Origin of the sequence: Devosia sp. 1635 (assembly GCF_013185955.1) — a bacterium.
Classification (GTDB): domain Bacteria; phylum Pseudomonadota; class Alphaproteobacteria; order Rhizobiales; family Devosiaceae; genus Devosia.
In genome coordinates this window covers 67,363-82,307 of sequence record NZ_JABAOM010000001.1, presented here as the reverse complement: position 1 = coordinate 82,307, position 14,945 = coordinate 67,363, and the positions used below count along the sequence as shown (strand labels likewise).

Sequence of the window (14,945 nt, the reverse complement as noted above, 5' to 3'; positions counted from 1 at the left end):
GTTCAGCGTTCTGTTGTGGCGGCGCGCGTTCGCGCGGCAATAAAGGCTTCCACCTGGTCCTGGTCGTTGGGCAGCACCTCGAGGCGCTCCTCGCGGCTGTGCAGATCAACCAGCCAGGCTGGCAGGGCTGGATCGATACCCGAAGCCGCAGCTACGGCCGCTGGGAACTTGGCCGGATGGGCTGTGGCCAGGGTGATCATCGGTGTGCTGGACGGCAAGAGTTCGCGTGCCACATGGACACCCACGGCGGTATGGGGATCCAGCAAGTAGGCCGCGGACTTCATGGTCTGGGCGATGGTGGCGCTGGTCTGGGCCTCATCACTGGTGCCGGCCGCGAAGTCCCGGCGGATCTTGGCCAAAGCAGTTTCGGGCAAGCTGAAGCCGCCCGACTGCTTGAGCCCATCCATCATCCGCACCACAGCGCTTGGGTCCCGATCCACAGCCTCGAACAGCAGCCGTTCGAAGTTCGACGAAATCTGGATGTCCATAGAGGGGCTGACCGTGGGCACCACACCGTCTGTCTGATAGCGCCCTGTTTCGATCGCCCGGCGCAGGATATCGTTGCTGTTGGTCGCAACGACGAGCTTATCTATGGGAAGGCCCATGGCCCGTGCGCAATAGCCGGCGAAGATGTCGCCAAAATTGCCCGTTGGCACGGTGAAGCTAACTGGGCGATGCGGGCTGCCCAGGGACACGGCCGCGGTGAAGTAATAAACGATCTGCGCGACGATCCGCCCCCAATTGATGGAGTTGACGCCGGAGAGATGCACCGTGTCACGGAAGCGCGCGTGGTTGAACATGGCTTTGACGCTGTTCTGACAGTCGTCAAAAGTGCCCTCGAGCGCAATGTTGTGCACATTGGCATCGAGCACCGTGGTCATCTGCAAGCGCTGCACCGGCGAGGTCCGACCGCGCGGGTGCAAAATGAAGATGTCGGTGGTGTCACGGCCGCGGAAGGCTTCAATCGCAGCAGAGCCGGTGTCGCCCGAGGTCGCGCCAACAATGGTGGCCCTTAGCCCCCGCTGCTGCAGGATGTAATCCATCACGCGGCTGAGGAACTGCATGGCCACGTCCTTGAAGGCGAGCGTGGGGCCATGAAACAGTTCGAGCACGAAATGATTGGGCTCGAGTTCCACCAGCGGCGCCACCGAGGGGTGGCGGAACACCGCATAGGCATCATCGATAATGGTTTTGAGCGTGGCCGCGGGGATATCATCGCCAACAAAACGGCTGATAATGTCGTAAGCGACTTCCGGATAGGGCCTGCCGGCAAAGCCCGCAATTTCAGCGGCAGAAACCTGCGGCCATTCGCGCGGCACATAAAGCCCGCCATCAGACGCTAGGCCAGCCAGCACGGCATCGGCGAAACCCAGCACGGGGGCCTGGCCGCGCGTAGAAACAAACTGCATCGAACGCAAGTGCCTTTCGAGATTTGGTGCAACCTAGTCAAAGCAGGCGCGAACCGCAAGGCAGCATCGGCTTGCTTAGCCCTGAGGCTCCATGCGGCGGCGCTGAGCCCACAGCCAGGCCACCAGCATCACGGGCGCGACAATGGCAAAGCCAAACCAGGTATACGCGTAGCCCAGATGGTTGTTGGGGAACTCCACTATGGTCTCGCCACCCTGTGGCAGGGTTCCGGGTTCGCCGGCCACCATGTCCACATAGAAGGGGGCGAACGGCGCGAGCGCGGGATCGACCATATCGGCCAAGCGCTCGGGATCGCGGACCCATTCAACCCAATTCGAAGTGTCGGGCTCGGGCACCAGCCAACCGGCTTTTTCGCCCGGACGCAATAGGCCCGTAATGGTCATGGGCACCCCCGCCCCCTCCCGGTCGGCCTGGGCGGCTTCGCGATACTGCTCGGGCACAAAGCCGCGGTTCACAAACACGGTGCCGCCGCCATCCAGCACGAAAGGGGTAACTACCCAATACCCCGGTCCCCCAGCGGGCCCGCGAGGATTGGTGAGACTGGTGAAGACGGCAACGGTTTGATCGGGCTGAAACGCCCCGGTCAGCGTAACGGGCTGGAAATTCCACGCCTCGAGGTCAAGCGCCGGCCACTCCCCAGCAGGAGGAGCCGGAACCGGCGGCGAATGAAGCCTGGCGTCGACCGCCGCCACCAACGCTTCCTTTTCTCCCAGCCGCTGAAGTTGCCAATTGCCCAGCCACAAGCAAACAGCGGTCAGCGCCAGCATCAGCAGCACGAAAATGCCGGTCATGACGCGGCCGGGTCTGCGCTCACTTGCCGAAGTCATTGATGGCTCCCATGGGGGTCAAGGCCTTGATGGTTCCAGGGGAAGCCAAGCCGGGCCAGACAAAAGGAATTGCGCCGGGCGCAGGTGGGGCGGCTGCAACGGACAGAACCAGATGGTCGGCTCGACGCTGCATCAGAAAAGCTTGAGGCGCAGCTTTTGGCTGCGCCTCGCTAGAATATTGTCGATGGCGCGATCAGTGATTGATCGCCACGCCCCAGCTGCCCCACACATAAATTGAGGCGAACAGGAACAGCCAGACCACGTCCACGAAGTGCCAGTACCAGGCGGCGAACTCGAAGCCCAGATGGCGCTCTGGGGTGAAATCGCCCCGCATGGCACGGATCAGGCAGACCAGCAGGAAGATCGTACCCACCAAGACGTGGAAGCCATGCAGGCCCGTCGCCATGAAGAAGGTGGCGCCATACATGTTGCCGCTGAACGAGAAGCCAGCTTCGGAATATTCGATGGCCTGCACGACGGTGAATACCGCACCCAGCAGTACCGTCAGGATGAGACCCCACTTCAGTCCCTGGCGATCGTTCTGCAACAGCGCATGGTGCGCCCAGGTGACAGTCGTGCCCGAGGTCAGGAGCAGCAGCGTGTTGAACAGCGGCAGGTGGAAGGGATCGAACAGCTCGATGCCAGCCGGTGGCCAACTGCCTTCTGTCGCGGCCATGCGAGCATACTGCTCCACATCGTCGAGGCGGAAGAAGCCGTCGAAATAGGCCCAGAAGAAGGCTACGAACAGCATCACTTCGGAGGCGATGAACAGGATCATGCCATAGCGATGGTGCATCTGCACAACCGGGGTATGATCAACGCCGTTATTGGCTTCGCGAACGACGTCGGACCACCACGCGTACATGGTGTAAAGCACGCCTACCAGACCGATCACGAAGATCCAGGGCGTCCACTGATGCATCCAGAAAATCAACCCGACCGCGAAAACAAACACGGAAACGGACATAACGAACGGCCAGGGGCTGGGCGGTACGAGATGGTAGTCATGGTTCTTGGCAATCTCGGCCATGTTCAGCTTCCCTCGTTGTCTGAAGCATAGAAAGTGTAGGAAAGGGTGATTTCCTTGATGGTCGCAAGCTCGTGGTTATCATCGAGTTCGGGATCAACAAAGAACACGATCGGCATCTCCACCGTTTCCCCCGGCTGCAAAGTCTGCTCGGTGAAACAGAAACACTCGATCTTGTTGAAGTAGACGCCTGCCCGATCGGGCGAGACGTTGAAAATCGCCATGCCGGTAACCGGCTTGTCAGACCGATTGGTCGCCACATAGTTCACGGTATCGACCCGGCCGATCTGATCGGTGATCGAAGCGGCCGGCGTTACGGTCCAGGGCAAGGAAGATTCGACATTGGAGTCGAAGCGCACCGTCATCTCGCGAGCAATGACGCCCTTGGGGTTGTCGGCCGCAACTTGCGTCGTGCCGCCATAGCCGGTGACCTGGCAAAACAACTGGTAAAGCGGCACCGAAGCGTAAGCCAGGCCGGCCATCGACAGGACGATCGCGCCTAGCGAGATGGCGATGCGCTTGTTACGCCGGCCCGGATCGGCTTTGTGATCATGCTCAATGGTCGCCATCACAGTGCCCGATCCAAAATACCGGGCCCCATCTTGATAACGGTGAGCACGTAAAAGATCACCGCGAACAGGGCCAGGGCGGCGCCAAGTGCGATGGAGCGACGCCGGCGGGTGCGCAGGCGCGCAGCTTCGGCGGCAGGGTCCAAAGGCTGAACTTTGTGTGGCTCCTCGGGAGAACTCATGAGCCGAACACTCCAATACGCCCGACGAAACTATCGAGCAGGACTGCGAAGAAAACGACGAATAGGTAGCTCAGCGAATAGGTGAAAAGCTTGCGCGCCGCCTTGCGCATCGGCACGCCATCGGGGGCGCGGAACAGCTGCCAGGCAAAGTACAAAAAGCAAGCGCCGGTCACCACGGCCACCACGGTATAAAGCGGGCCCGCAAAGCCCAGCGCGGTCGGCAGCAGGGCCGCAACGGCGAGCAGAACGGAATAGGCGAGGATTTGCCGCTTGGTGGAGGCTTCACCCACCACATTGGGCATCATCGGAATGCCGGCCGCGCCGTAATCGCCCTGCTTGTAAAGAGCCAGGGCCCAGAAATGCGGCGGCGTCCAAAGGAAAGTAATGAGGAAAAGCGCACAACTTTCGAGCGTGATCGAGCCCGTGACCGCGGCCCAGCCGACCATTGGGGGGAAGGCGCCGGCGGCACCGCCGATGACGATGTTCTGTGGCGTCGAGCGCTTGAGCCACACGGTGTAGATCACCGAATAAAAGAAAATGGTGAAAGCGAGCAGAGCGGCGGCGACCCAGTTGGTCGCGAGGCCAAGCAGCGCTACGGAGAACACCGACAGCACAACGCCGAACACCAGGGTTTCACCACGGCTGATGCGCCCGGCCGGAATGGGGCGATTGGCCGTCCGGCTCATGACTGCATCGATATCGGCATCGTACCACATGTTGAGAGCGCCCGAGGCGCCCGCCCCAATGGCGATGCACAACACAGCGATCAGCCCGATCACCGGGTTGATGCCGCCCGGGGCAACTGCGAGGCCGACAAGGGCGGTGAACACCACCAGCGACATCACACGAGGCTTGAGCAACGCGAAGTAGTCTTCTACCCGCGCCTCGCTCGCCCCCGAGGAGATCATTGTGCTGTTGTCAACTAGTGCCACACGCCTTGCCTTAAGTTTTCCGGACCGCACTTGGGCGGTCCGGCTTGATGCTGCGCTTAGTGCGCCTTGGAGGTGTCCATATTGGGAAGGGTCGAGAACTGGTGGAATGGCGGAGGCGAGCTCAGCGTCCATTCCAGTGTCGTCGCACCCTCACCCCAGGGGTTGTCACCCGCGGGACGCTTCTTCCGGGCGGCTTCCCACATCGCGTAGAAGAAGATCAGCATGCCGACGAACATGATGTAATAGCCGATGGAAGAGATCCGGTTCCAGAAACCATAGGCGTCGGGGTAGTCGATATAGCGCCGCGGCATGCCCGCGAGACCCAGGAAGTGCTGCGGGAAGAAGATCAGGTTCACGCCAACAAACATGACCCAGAAGTGCAGCTTGCCCAGGAACTCGTTGTACATGTGCCCGGTCATCTTGGGGTACCAGTAGTACCAGCCAGCGAAGATCGAGAACACGGCGCCCAGTGACAGCACGTAGTGGAAGTGTGCGACCACATAATAGGTGTCGTGCAGGTAACGGTCGGCACCGGCATTGGCGAGCACCACACCCGTCACACCACCAACGGTGAACAGGAAGATGAATCCGACAGCCCAAAGCATCGGGGTGCGGAAGGTGATCGAGCCACCCCACATCGTGGCGATCCACGAGAAGATCTTCACGCCGGTGGGCACCGCGATGACCATGGTTGCGGCCACGAAGTAGCGCTGAACATCAAGGCTGAGGCCGGTCGTGTACATGTGGTGAGCCCACACGACGAAGCCGACGAAGCCAATGGCCACCATGGCGTAGGCCATGGCCATGTAGCCGAAGATGGGCTTGCGCGAGAAGGTCGAGACGATGTGGCTGACAATGCCGAAGCCCGGCAGGATCATGATGTACACTTCGGGGTGACCGAAGAACCAGAACAGGTGCTGGTAAAGGATCGGATCGCCGCCACCTTCAGGCGAAAAGAAGGTGGTCCCAAAATTGCGGTCGGTCAGCAGCATGGTGATGGCGCCGGCAAGCACTGGCAGGGCCAGAAGCAGCAGGAACCCGGTGACCAGTACTGCCCAGGCAAACAGCGGCATCTTGTGCAACGTCATGCCAGGAGCACGCATGTTGAAGATGGTAGTGATCAGGTTGATCGCACCAAGGATGGAGCTGATACCGGCCACATGCAGCGCGAGGATCGCGAAGTCGAGCGCAGGGCCAGGGTGACCGGCGGTCGAAAGCGGTGGGTAAACGGTCCAGCCGCCACCAAAGCCCAAGCCATAGGTGCCCGTGCCTTCAAAGAACAGCGACATCAGCAGCAGGATGAACGCGGGCGGTAGCAGCCAGAACGCGATGTTGTTGATGCGCGGGAACGCCGTATCGGGCGCACCAATCATGAGGGGCGCGAAATAGTTGGCAAAGCCACCCATGGTCGCCGGCATCACGAGGAAGAACACCATGATCAGCGCGTGGGCGGTGGTGAACACATTGTACATGTGCTTGCCAGCATCGAGCGCTTCACCGCCCTCGATGCCGTAGGCCATCGCTGCCAGACCGTGGAAGATCTGGATGCCGGGTTCTTGCAGTTCCAGGCGCATCACGCCCGAAAGCAGGCCACCGATGATCCCCGCCACAATGGCGAAGATCAGGTACATGATACCAATGTCTTTGTGGTTGGTCGAATATACCCAGCGGCGCCAGCCAGTCGGCTGATGCGGATCATGCGCCACAGGAGCATGACCGGTGGCTTGGGCTTCGAGGTGAGCAATATCGGCCATTTGGAAAGGATCCCCTAACCCGTGTTCTTACTGGACTGCCGCGAGCGTTGCACTGGCGGCAGCATAGTCGCCGCCTTCAAGAGCAGCCATGAAAGTTGCAAATTCCTGCTCGGTCACCACGCGTACAGCGATAGGCATGTAGGCATGGTCCTTGCCGCACAGCTCCGAGCACTGACCGTAGTAGATGCCGGTCTCGCGAGCGTTGAACCAGGTTTCGTTCAGCCGGCCCGGCACGGCATCCATCTTGACGCCAAAGGACGGCAGCGCAAAGGCGTGGATCACGCCGGCAGGATCAGCCGTCACCTGCAGGCGCACAGTGGCATTGACCGGCACGATCAACTCGTTGTCGACAGCCAGAAGACGCGGCTGGTTGGGCTTTACCGTAGGACGATCCGTGCCGTCGGTGCTTTCTTCGGCGAGCAGGAGCTGGGTGAAGCCAACCCCCTGATCGACATATTCATAATCCCAGTACCACTGCTGCCCGGTCGCCTTGATGGTCAGCGAGGGCGCGGGAACTTCCACCTCACCAAATGAGAAGACGTGCGAGCCGAGATATTTGCGCTCCCCGTCGGGGGTGATCAACTGATCAGCCAGAACACCAAAAGAGGGAATGGCAATGATGATCAGCACCACCACCGGCACCACGGTCCAGATCACCTCAACAAGAGTGTTGTGAGTGAAGCGTGCGGGGATGGGATTGGCCTTGGCATTGAACTTAACGATCACAACGATCAGCAACACGAGCACCAGCAGCACGATCAGCGAGATCGTCCACAACAAGATGCCGTCATGGAACGCCGTGATGGAGTCCATGATCGGGGTCACCGAATCCATCAGATGGATCTGGCCCGGGGCAGCATAACCCTGGTTAGCTTGTTCCTGACTCATGGCCGCAGCCGGGAGCAGTGCGAGCGCAGCTGCCGCAGCAGCACTCAATCTTCCAAAGACTTGCCTGGTCACACAAACCCCCTATCGGCATCAACTGGTGCATCCACACCGGGATTGAGGAGGCAATGCGGCATAGCTAACGCCGCCCCGACTCAACCTCGGAGCGCAGAACTCTGGCCTGACCTAAATCACATCAAACCAAGTGAGTCCATCGCACCCGCACTGTCTAACTATGCGTCAAAATGTGCCTGTTGCGGCATTGGTGCCTCACCCTTGCCGCAGTTGAACGCTCATGTCAGGTTACAAGGCACAGCTTTGGTTGATGGCGGGTTCACCGCTGTCCGGAAATACACGGCCATCCTGCGCGCGCGGAAGATCGGCTGGAGACAGGAAAAGTGATGCACAATATCAAGCACCATCTCGCCTTTGCAGGCGTTGTGCTCTTGGCCACGCTTGGCTGGGGCGTAGCCGCCAATGCACAAGGAACGGTGCGCGAACAGTTCGGCGATTGGCAGATGAGCTGCGATACGCCGCCCGGCGCAAGCTTTGAGCAATGCGCCATCATCCAGAATGTGATGGCTGAGGATCAGCCTAATGTCGGGCTGTCCGTGATTGTGCTCAAGACCGCCGATCGTGAAGCGCGGCTGCTGCGGGTGCTGGCGCCGCTTGGCGTGTTGCTGCCCAATGGCCTCGGGCTCAATGTCGATGGCAAGGATATGGGACGCGTCGCCTTTGTGCGCTGCCTGCCCAATGGCTGCGTGGCCGAAGTGATGCTCGATGATGCGTTGATCGAAACGCTCTCGACCGGCACGGACGCGATCTTTGTGGTGTTCAAGACGCCCGAGGAAGGGATCGGCATCCCGGTTTCGCTGAATGGCTTTGCCGACGGTTTTGCCAAGCTCCCCTGATCTGGTACCGAGCCCAGAAAAAAGCCGGACGAGTGCCCGAGGCACTGTCCGGCAAGTCATCAGGAAAAGGGTCGGTGGCAAAACCGGCCCGGGAGATGGCGGGAGCGGCAGCTTAACCGCTCAGGCCAACGGAAAGGCACCGGCCGATCTGCCGGTGCAAACTTTGGTTAGCGGCGGGACCGACGCGCCCGCGCTGCAGAAAGCGCCAGACCGGGGGAACGGCTGGAAGTACGCGCTGCCTCAAGCACGTCATTGCGCGAGATACCGAGATCATTGAGCCGGCAGTCTTCGAGCTCTAGCAAGGCACGTAGTGCGTGGCGACGGGCTCGTGCGACCTGCGCCTGCGCCAGATAGCGTCGCAGGGCGAGCAAAGGGCGAGGAAAAGCGGGAGCGGCCGCAACGAGCCGCTCGCTGAACAGCGAGTGCGCCATGATGATACCTCAGAAGGATGCCGGCACCTGGCCGGCTCGGCAGCATTGCGCGGCCGGTAAGTCTATCAGTATGGGCTGGACATCTATTCGTCTAACAAATAGATTTCATCCTCCCCATCAAAAACAGTGATGCACACTATGGCCGTTCCGCTGGACCTCGATCAGTTGCAGAGCTTTTGCGCCATCGCCGATTGCGGCAGCTTCACCGAGGCCGCACGGCGGGTGAACAAGACGCAGTCGGCGGTTTCCATGCAGATCAAGCGGCTGGAAGAGCGGCTTGGACAACAGCTGCTGACGCGAGATGGCCGCAGCGTTTCGCTGACCAATCATGGCGAGGCGCTGTATTCACGCGCCCGCAAGATGCTGCGCACCAATGCCGAGATCATGGATCACTTCTCAGAAGGGGATCTAGCCGGCTCGATCCGGTTCGGCGTGCCCGATGATTATGCGGTCCGCCTGCTGCCGGTCATTCTCTCCAACTTCCAGCGCACCCATCCCAAGATCGTGGTCGATGTCGCCTGCATGGCATCCGAGCAATTGCTCGAGGGCATGAAAGCGGGGCGCTACGATCTGATCGTCTTCACCCAGGGGACCGGCAATACGTTCGGCGAGCTCTTCCGCACCGAGAAGATGTTCTGGGTCGCGTCCCACGGCGGGCAAGCCCTGGGGAGCGATCCGCTACCGATCGCCTGCGGCCCCCAGTGCTGTATTTGGCGCGCCGATGCCGTTGAGGCGCTCAATCGGGTCAGCAAGGATTATCGCATCGCCTACACCTCCTCGAACGCTCTTGCAATCTCGAGCGCAGTGCTGTCGGACCTGGCCGTCGGGTTCCTGCCCGAGAGCGCGCTGCAGCCGGGCATGCGTGTGGTGAGCGATGACCAGAACCTGCCGCGCCTCGGCGATGCACAGCTGGCGCTGCTGCGCGCGAGCCACGCCTATGGCAGCATCTATGATGCGCTGGCCAACCATATCGTCAGTTCAATGGGCAATCTGCACGTGCAGCCCGCTGCAACGGCGGTTGCCGCCGAATAGGCCGCGCCCTTGACTGAGCTGCCCCTTCGGAGCACCACAATCCCATGCCCCAGCTATTGACCAATGCCGCCGAATTCACTGTGTCCGAGATCGCTCAAGCGGTGAAACGGACGGTGGAAGATGAATTCGGCTCGGTGCGAGTGCGCGGCGAGATTTCGGGCTTTCGCGGCCAGCACGCCTCTGGCCATTGCTACTTCACGCTCAAGGACGAGAACGCGGCGATAGATGCCGTGGTGTGGAAAACGAGCTACCCGCGCCTTAGCTTCAAGCCCGAAGAAGGGATGGAAGTGATTGCGAGCGGCCGGCTCACCACATTCCCGCGTTCCTCCAAATACCAGATTGTCATCGACAACATCGAGCCCGCCGGTGCCGGTGCGCTGATGGCGCTCCTGGAAGAGCGGCGCAAGAAGTTGCTGGCCGAGGGCCTGTTTGCCCGCGAGCGCAAGCGCCCCCTGCCCTACTTGCCCCGGGTGATCGGCGTCATTACCTCACCAACCGGCGCCGTGATCCGCGACATCCTCCATCGTCTCGAGGATCGTTTCCCCAGCCACGTGCTGGTCTGGCCCGTGCGTGTGCAGGGCGACACCTGCGCGCCGGAAGTGGTCGCCGCCCTGGAGGGCTTTAATGGTCTGGCCGTCGGCGGCGCGATACCTCGCCCCGACCTGCTGATCCTGGCCCGCGGCGGTGGCTCCATCGAGGATCTTTGGGGCTTCAACGAGGAAGCGGTGGTGCGCGCCGTCGCCAACAGCGCCATTCCGGTGATCTCGGCGGTGGGACACGAGACCGACACGACGCTCGTCGATTATGCGTCCGACATGCGGGCCCCGACGCCAACTGCTGCTGCCGAAGCGGCAGTGCCGGTGCGCGCCGAATTGATCGGCTATGTCGATGACCTCGGCGCCCGCCAGCGCGGCGCCAGCCGGCGTCTCGCCAACAACGCGCGCGATCGCTATAGAGCGGTAGCCGCCGGCCTGCCGCGCGCTTCCGATCTCGTGGCGACGCAGCGCCAACGGCTCGACCATGCTTCAAGCAACCTGTTCTCGTGCCTGCGCCACTCGGTGCAGGAGCAGCGCATGCGGCTGTCGCGCGTTGAGCCCAAGCTGCGCCCGCAGCTGCTCGAGCAGCGACACCGCGACGGCGCGGAACGTCTGCGCAACCTGAGCCATCGCGCCAACAGCGGGCTCTGCCTCAATGTGGAGCGGGCCCGCTTTACCTATGATCCCCGTGCGGGGCGGCTGGATGCAGTGGCCAGCCGGTTGCTCGAGCGCAAGCGCGCCTTGTTCGAGGCGGTGGCACCAAAGCTCTCCCCGCGCAGCTTGCAGGCCGAACTGCGGCACGGGCGGAGCCAGCTGGCCCCACTGGCAGCACGGCTGCGCTCAAGCGTAGCCCTCGGCCTGGCTGACCGGCGAGCCGCCCTCAATCAGGAGGGGAAACTACTGGTTTCCCTCAGCTACAAGAGCGTTCTGGCGCGCGGGTTTGCGGTGATCAAGGACGAGGCGGGCAATTTGGTGCGCGAACGCGCAGAACTTCAGCCCGGGCAGACCGTGGGCATTGAGTTCACCGATGGGCAGACTTCGGCCACCATCACTGGCGCCCCGGCGACACCCCGCCGCAAGCCGCGTCCAGCCGATCCTGAGCCTCAAGCTCAGGAGAGCCTCTTTTGATCGAGGCTCGGGAGCGCTATATCGGGCCCGACTGTAAGGAGCCGCCGCATGAACATATTTGACAAAGGCTTTTCCGCCAGCGAGGCAGTTGTCCGCTATCTCGACGGCGACTATGTCGTGCTCAAGCCAGGCACCTTTGTGCGTTGCGCCATTACCGGCAAGGCCATTCCGCTCGACGAGTTGAGCTACTGGAATGTTGATCGGCAAGAGGCTTATGTCGATGCCGCCGCTGCGCATGAGGCCTATGAGCGGTACGGCCTGGGATCCTGAGCGTGGTGCCAGCCTCACCCCGCCGGCCCTTGCTGTTCATTTCGAACGGGCATGGGGAAGACGGCATCGCTGCCGCGATTATTGCCCGCTTGCCAGACGGCATGCGCGCCGAGGCCTATCCGATGATCGGGGCGGGCAATGCTTACGCCGGCATTTGCCCGATCGTTGGTCCCCGGGCGACCCTCGCCTCAGAGGGCTGGCGTAACGTCAAGGGCTCGCTGCGGCGCGACGTTGCCAGCGGCGGACTGGCAATCATCCCCCCGGCCCTGCGGTTCATGCGCCAGTGCGTCGGCCAGTATGAGCGGGTTGTGGTTGTAGGTGACATGGTCGGCGTGCTCGCAGGGCTGGTGACCGGCCATCGCGACCTGTTTTACCTCGACGTCTACAAGACCGGTGCTGCACGCCTTTATTCCGTGGCGGAGCGTTGGGCCATCAAGCGCACCTGCCGCATCGTTTTTTCTCGCAGCCCCAAATTGTCAAAAAACCTCCAGGCGCTCGATATCGACGCGCGCTGCGCCGGCAATATCATGATGGATACGGTGCCAGATGGCGCCTATGACGCTGCTGCTCGTCGCACGCGTCCGCTGGCGGTCACCCTGCTGCCCGGCAGCCGCCAACTTACCCCTGAAAGCTTTGCGCTGCAGGTTGCCGCGCTGCGCACCCTGCCTGAGGCGTTGCGCCCCGACGTCTTTCTGGCGGTTGCCGGCAGCGTCAATATCGATGAACTGGCGCGCGCGGCTGATCTGGGCCGGATTGGCCTTCACAGTCACGAAGCCAATGATCTGGGAACGCTGGGCCAAGAGGGCCTTACCATCCACCTGGCACGGGGCGCGGCCTTGGGGAGCTTGCTGGAGAATTCAGACTTGGTGCTGTCCCAAGCAGGCACGGCAACGGTTCAAGCCTTGGGAATGGGCAAGCCCGTTATCACCTTCATCAATGCACGCGATCGCCGCTCGCGCTTCAACGACGAACAAAATCTCTTCGGAGAAGCGCGAACGGTCGTGGCGCCGCAGGCAGCCGCAATTGGCGATGCGTTGCGGGATCTGCTCGAAGATTCCGACAAGCGTGCGCAGCTTGGCGCGCTCGGCCGCGAGCGCATCGGCCCGCCCGGCGCTATCGCAGCGGTGCTCGCTGCCCTCGCCGAGGATTAGCTTGGGCGCGGGTCGAGCAAGCGGTGCAGATGCACAATGAAGTAGCGGGTCTGCGCGCTGTCGACCGTCATCTGCGCCTTTTGCTTCCAGGCGGCATAAGCGGTGGCATAGTTTGGGAACACGCCAACGATGTCGACCTTGTCGAGGTCCGCAAAGGTGACGCCTTCCAGGCTGGACAACTCCCCGCCAATCACGAGGTGAAGCAACTGCTTTTCGGGCTCTGGTTTGGTGCTTGGCATAACGGGGTTTCCATCACGAAGGCTGGGGAGAATCGAGCGCCGGCTCGGCGGCGGATGGGCATCCATAGACCTTGATCAGCGCTGCATGAACAAGCGGTTTTAGGCTCATGTCACTCAGGGCCGCAAGCGCGCCGTGGCGAACATCGCGCTTGTTGAACACTGGTTGCCCCACACAGACATCGGCAAGCGGAATGCCGGCTTCTTCGAGGATCAGGGCGGCGGCTGCGATGTCCCAATCCTGCGCACCCCGACGCGAGACGGCAGCGTCAAGCTTACCCGTAGCCACCTGTACGAGGCGATATGCCAGCGAAGGCAATGAGGGACCCCTGGTGTAATCCAACCCCCCGGCGGCCAGCTCCTGATGAACCGCGGTGGGCGCCGGAATCAAGGGCAAAGCTCCGGCGCGGCGACGACGGCTCAATGGTGCTCCATTGAGGCGAGCACCTGTGCCCCGGCAAGCATCATACATTTCGTTGCGCACCGGCGCATAAACCACGCCGGCAATCGGCACCCCGTCCTCAACGACGGCCAGGGAAACGGTCCAACTATCTTCGCCGCGCAAGAACCCCTTGGTTCCATCGATTGGGTCGACCACAAACACGCGCCGACAGGTCAGGCGCGACGGATTGTCCGCTGTTTCCTCGCTAAGCCAGCCATAATCGGGGCGAGCGGCGAGCAATGACGCCGCAAGGTAGCGGTCAACCAGAATATCGGCTTCACTGACGGGCGAGGCATTGTCTTTGGTCCAGGCCTTAACCGGTGCTCGGAAAAAGCCGCAGGCAATGATGCCTGCCGAGACGGCGCTCGAGCGCAACAGTTCAAGATCTTCTTGGGCGCTGGTGGGGGCTGCATGCATGGGCCCGGTTCTAGGCCGGTGCCCGGCTTTGGACAAGGTGCAAGCTGACCTGGGACATTTCGCCCCCATTCCTTGCGTAATGCGCGCAAACCAGCAGCCGATTGGTTGGGGTTAACCGGCTCCTACACCGGGTCACATCCTGCTAACCCTGCAGGAAAACAAGATAAACTTAACCGAGCGGATTAAGGCGACAGGTAAGGGGACGCGCTAGATTGGCCGCACAAAAGAGAGCACGCAATAAGCTCTCGGGGTTAGCAGGAAGGCAGATCAAATGGGTGAAGGCTTAGCCATAGAAGGCGGTTCAGTGGTGCTGGCATTTGGCCGACCGAACGTAATCGATCGCCGCTTTGTTGCAGCAAACGATAATGGCCCCAAGGAACCGGTAAAGACCGTGACCGTCCGCAAGCAGCTCGAGCAGAGCGGCATTGTGATCAAGATCAAGGTTCCAGTGCATGAATTCATCGGCGTCGCGGTGGCGACGTCCATTTCTATCGAGGGTGCTTTGACGAGCGCGATCGAACTGGTCCATGCGGACGAAAACCTGAACTACCGGGTGTTCGAGGAAGAGGGTAACCAGAACGTCGTCGCCGAATGGCAGAACTGGGGTCGCAAACTTCGCCTGCCGCTGTTTATTAAGGCGGGTGATGGCACCTATCTGCCCTATTCGCAGCAGGTGGACGGGGTAATGCTCGGGCAAGGGGTTGCCCGGCGCCGCCTTGCTGCCGATGCCGCCCGCCGCCCCCGCTTCCTTAATCGCCGCAAGCCCGGCCAGGGCGAAGCGAACTAG

The 14,945-nt window shown here is 61.6% G+C and carries 17 protein-coding genes; 6 read left to right on the top strand and 11 right to left on the bottom strand.

All coding sequences use genetic code 11. The features are described from left to right. Nucleotides 1-2: 2 nt before the first annotated feature. The 8 genes from thrC to coxB all read right to left on the bottom strand — a co-directional run bounded on the left by thrC (nt 3) and on the right by coxB (nt 7,607). The gene (gene thrC, locus HRU92_RS00415; RefSeq protein WP_172122581.1) at nt 3-1,409 is read right to left on the bottom strand and encodes a threonine synthase; all 1,407 of its coding nucleotides are present in this window, start codon (nt 1,407-1,409) and stop codon (nt 3-5) included. A 75-nt stretch (nt 1,410-1,484) separates the two neighbouring features. Further along, nucleotides 1,485-2,255: an SURF1 family protein gene (locus HRU92_RS00410; RefSeq protein WP_172122580.1), complete on the bottom strand. Its 771-nt coding sequence runs from the start codon at nt 2,253-2,255 to the stop codon at nt 1,485-1,487. Between the two features lie 193 nt (nt 2,256-2,448). Further along, nucleotides 2,449-3,285: a cytochrome c oxidase subunit 3 gene (locus HRU92_RS00405; protein WP_172122579.1), complete on the bottom strand. Its 837-nt coding sequence runs from the start codon at nt 3,283-3,285 to the stop codon at nt 2,449-2,451. Nucleotides 3,286-3,287: 2 nt separating this feature from the next. Next, nucleotides 3,288-3,851 (bottom strand): cytochrome c oxidase assembly protein, encoded by a 564-nt coding sequence (locus tag HRU92_RS00400; protein WP_127752177.1) that lies wholly within the window; start codon nt 3,849-3,851, stop codon nt 3,288-3,290. Further along, a complete protein-coding gene (locus tag HRU92_RS00395; RefSeq protein WP_127752176.1) occupies nt 3,851-4,033 on the bottom strand; it encodes a hypothetical protein in 183 nt (60 codons plus the stop codon). The genes HRU92_RS00400 and HRU92_RS00395 overlap by 1 nt, the downstream gene beginning before the upstream one ends. Then, complete coding sequence (locus HRU92_RS00390) at nt 4,030-4,965, bottom strand: heme o synthase (protein WP_248305236.1); 936 nt, start codon at nt 4,963-4,965, stop codon at nt 4,030-4,032. Before HRU92_RS00390 ends, HRU92_RS00395 begins: the two co-directional genes overlap by 4 nt. Before the next feature lie 56 nt (nt 4,966-5,021). After that, a complete protein-coding gene (gene ctaD / locus HRU92_RS00385) occupies nt 5,022-6,719 on the bottom strand; it encodes a cytochrome c oxidase subunit I (RefSeq protein WP_127752175.1) in 1,698 nt (565 codons plus the stop codon). A gap of 27 nt (nt 6,720-6,746) precedes the next feature. Continuing rightward, nucleotides 6,747-7,607, bottom strand: coding sequence for a cytochrome c oxidase subunit II (gene coxB, locus HRU92_RS00380; RefSeq protein WP_127752174.1), 861 nt, complete (start codon nt 7,605-7,607; stop codon nt 6,747-6,749). A gap of 398 nt (nt 7,608-8,005) precedes the next feature. Here coxB and HRU92_RS00375 point away from each other — a divergent pair, with 398 nt between their 5' ends. After that, on the top strand, nt 8,006-8,515 hold the full coding sequence (locus HRU92_RS00375) for an invasion associated locus B family protein (protein ID WP_127752173.1): 510 nt from the start codon (nt 8,006-8,008) through the stop codon (nt 8,513-8,515). A gap of 167 nt (nt 8,516-8,682) precedes the next feature. Here HRU92_RS00375 and HRU92_RS00370 read toward each other — a convergent pair whose 3' ends face one another. Continuing rightward, nucleotides 8,683-8,946, bottom strand: a complete 264-nt coding sequence (locus HRU92_RS00370) for a DUF1127 domain-containing protein (RefSeq protein WP_172122577.1) — start codon at nt 8,944-8,946, stop codon at nt 8,683-8,685. 138 nt (nt 8,947-9,084) lie between these two features. Between HRU92_RS00370 and HRU92_RS00365 the strand changes: the two genes are divergently transcribed. From HRU92_RS00365 to HRU92_RS00350, 4 genes are read left to right on the top strand one after another with little or no spacing between them, the layout of a single operon-like run. Continuing rightward, nucleotides 9,085-9,978: a LysR family transcriptional regulator gene (locus HRU92_RS00365; RefSeq protein ID WP_172122576.1), complete on the top strand. Its 894-nt coding sequence runs from the start codon at nt 9,085-9,087 to the stop codon at nt 9,976-9,978. A gap of 44 nt (nt 9,979-10,022) precedes the next feature. Continuing rightward, a complete protein-coding gene (gene xseA, locus HRU92_RS00360) occupies nt 10,023-11,642 on the top strand; it encodes an exodeoxyribonuclease VII large subunit (RefSeq protein ID WP_172122575.1) in 1,620 nt (539 codons plus the stop codon). A 48-nt stretch (nt 11,643-11,690) separates the two neighbouring features. Beyond that, nucleotides 11,691-11,912, top strand: coding sequence for a DUF2093 domain-containing protein (locus HRU92_RS00355; RefSeq protein WP_127752169.1), 222 nt, complete (start codon nt 11,691-11,693; stop codon nt 11,910-11,912). A gap of 5 nt (nt 11,913-11,917) precedes the next feature. After that, nucleotides 11,918-13,063, top strand: a complete 1,146-nt coding sequence (locus HRU92_RS00350; RefSeq protein WP_127752168.1) for a hypothetical protein — start codon at nt 11,918-11,920, stop codon at nt 13,061-13,063. Here the strand turns inward: HRU92_RS00350 and HRU92_RS00345 are convergent. Together HRU92_RS00345 and HRU92_RS00340 are read right to left on the bottom strand one after the other, a co-directional pair. Continuing rightward, on the bottom strand, nt 13,060-13,302 hold the full coding sequence (locus HRU92_RS00345) for a DUF4170 domain-containing protein (RefSeq protein WP_127752167.1): 243 nt from the start codon (nt 13,300-13,302) through the stop codon (nt 13,060-13,062). The genes HRU92_RS00350 and HRU92_RS00345 overlap by 4 nt on opposite strands. Nucleotides 13,303-13,315: 13 nt before the next feature. Continuing rightward, nucleotides 13,316-14,158 carry a 3'(2'),5'-bisphosphate nucleotidase CysQ gene (locus tag HRU92_RS00340; RefSeq protein ID WP_172122573.1) on the bottom strand — a complete coding sequence of 281 codons (843 nt, stop codon included), beginning with the start codon at nt 14,156-14,158 and terminating at the stop codon, nt 13,316-13,318. Nucleotides 14,159-14,429: 271 nt separating this feature from the next. On the opposite strand from HRU92_RS00340, the gene HRU92_RS00335 reads away from it, so the two are divergent. Beyond that, the gene (locus HRU92_RS00335) at nt 14,430-14,945 is read left to right on the top strand and encodes a DUF6101 family protein (protein ID WP_127752165.1); all 516 of its coding nucleotides are present in this window, start codon (nt 14,430-14,432) and stop codon (nt 14,943-14,945) included.

Bases quoted from the DNA above. Each gene is read 5' to 3' on its own strand.
- HRU92_RS00355 (WP_127752169.1), top strand. From the start codon at position 11,691: ATGAACATATTTGACAAAGGCTTTTCCGCCAGCGAGGCAGTTGTCCGC.
- xseA (WP_172122575.1), top strand. From the start codon at position 10,023: ATGCCCCAGCTATTGACCAATGCCGCCGAATTCACTGTGTCCGAGATC.
- HRU92_RS00405 (WP_172122579.1), bottom strand. From the start codon at position 3,285: ATGGCCGAGATTGCCAAGAACCATGACTACCATCTCGTACCGCCCAGC.
- HRU92_RS00335 (WP_127752165.1), top strand. From the start codon at position 14,430: ATGGGTGAAGGCTTAGCCATAGAAGGCGGTTCAGTGGTGCTGGCATTT.
- coxB (WP_127752174.1), bottom strand. From the start codon at position 7,607: ATGAGTCAGGAACAAGCTAACCAGGGTTATGCTGCCCCGGGCCAGATC.
- HRU92_RS00395 (WP_127752176.1), bottom strand. From the start codon at position 4,033: ATGAGTTCTCCCGAGGAGCCACACAAAGTTCAGCCTTTGGACCCTGCC.
- HRU92_RS00340 (WP_172122573.1), bottom strand. From the start codon at position 14,158: ATGCATGCAGCCCCCACCAGCGCCCAAGAAGATCTTGAACTGTTGCGC.
- HRU92_RS00410 (WP_172122580.1), bottom strand. From the start codon at position 2,255: ATGACTTCGGCAAGTGAGCGCAGACCCGGCCGCGTCATGACCGGCATT.
- HRU92_RS00365 (WP_172122576.1), top strand. From the start codon at position 9,085: ATGGCCGTTCCGCTGGACCTCGATCAGTTGCAGAGCTTTTGCGCCATC.
- HRU92_RS00400 (WP_127752177.1), bottom strand. From the start codon at position 3,851: ATGGCGACCATTGAGCATGATCACAAAGCCGATCCGGGCCGGCGTAAC.
- HRU92_RS00345 (WP_127752167.1), bottom strand. From the start codon at position 13,302: ATGCCAAGCACCAAACCAGAGCCCGAAAAGCAGTTGCTTCACCTCGTG.
- HRU92_RS00375 (WP_127752173.1), top strand. From the start codon at position 8,006: ATGCACAATATCAAGCACCATCTCGCCTTTGCAGGCGTTGTGCTCTTG.
- ctaD (WP_127752175.1), bottom strand. From the start codon at position 6,719: ATGGCCGATATTGCTCACCTCGAAGCCCAAGCCACCGGTCATGCTCCT.
- HRU92_RS00370 (WP_172122577.1), bottom strand. From the start codon at position 8,946: ATGGCGCACTCGCTGTTCAGCGAGCGGCTCGTTGCGGCCGCTCCCGCT.
- thrC (WP_172122581.1), bottom strand. From the start codon at position 1,409: ATGCAGTTTGTTTCTACGCGCGGCCAGGCCCCCGTGCTGGGTTTCGCC.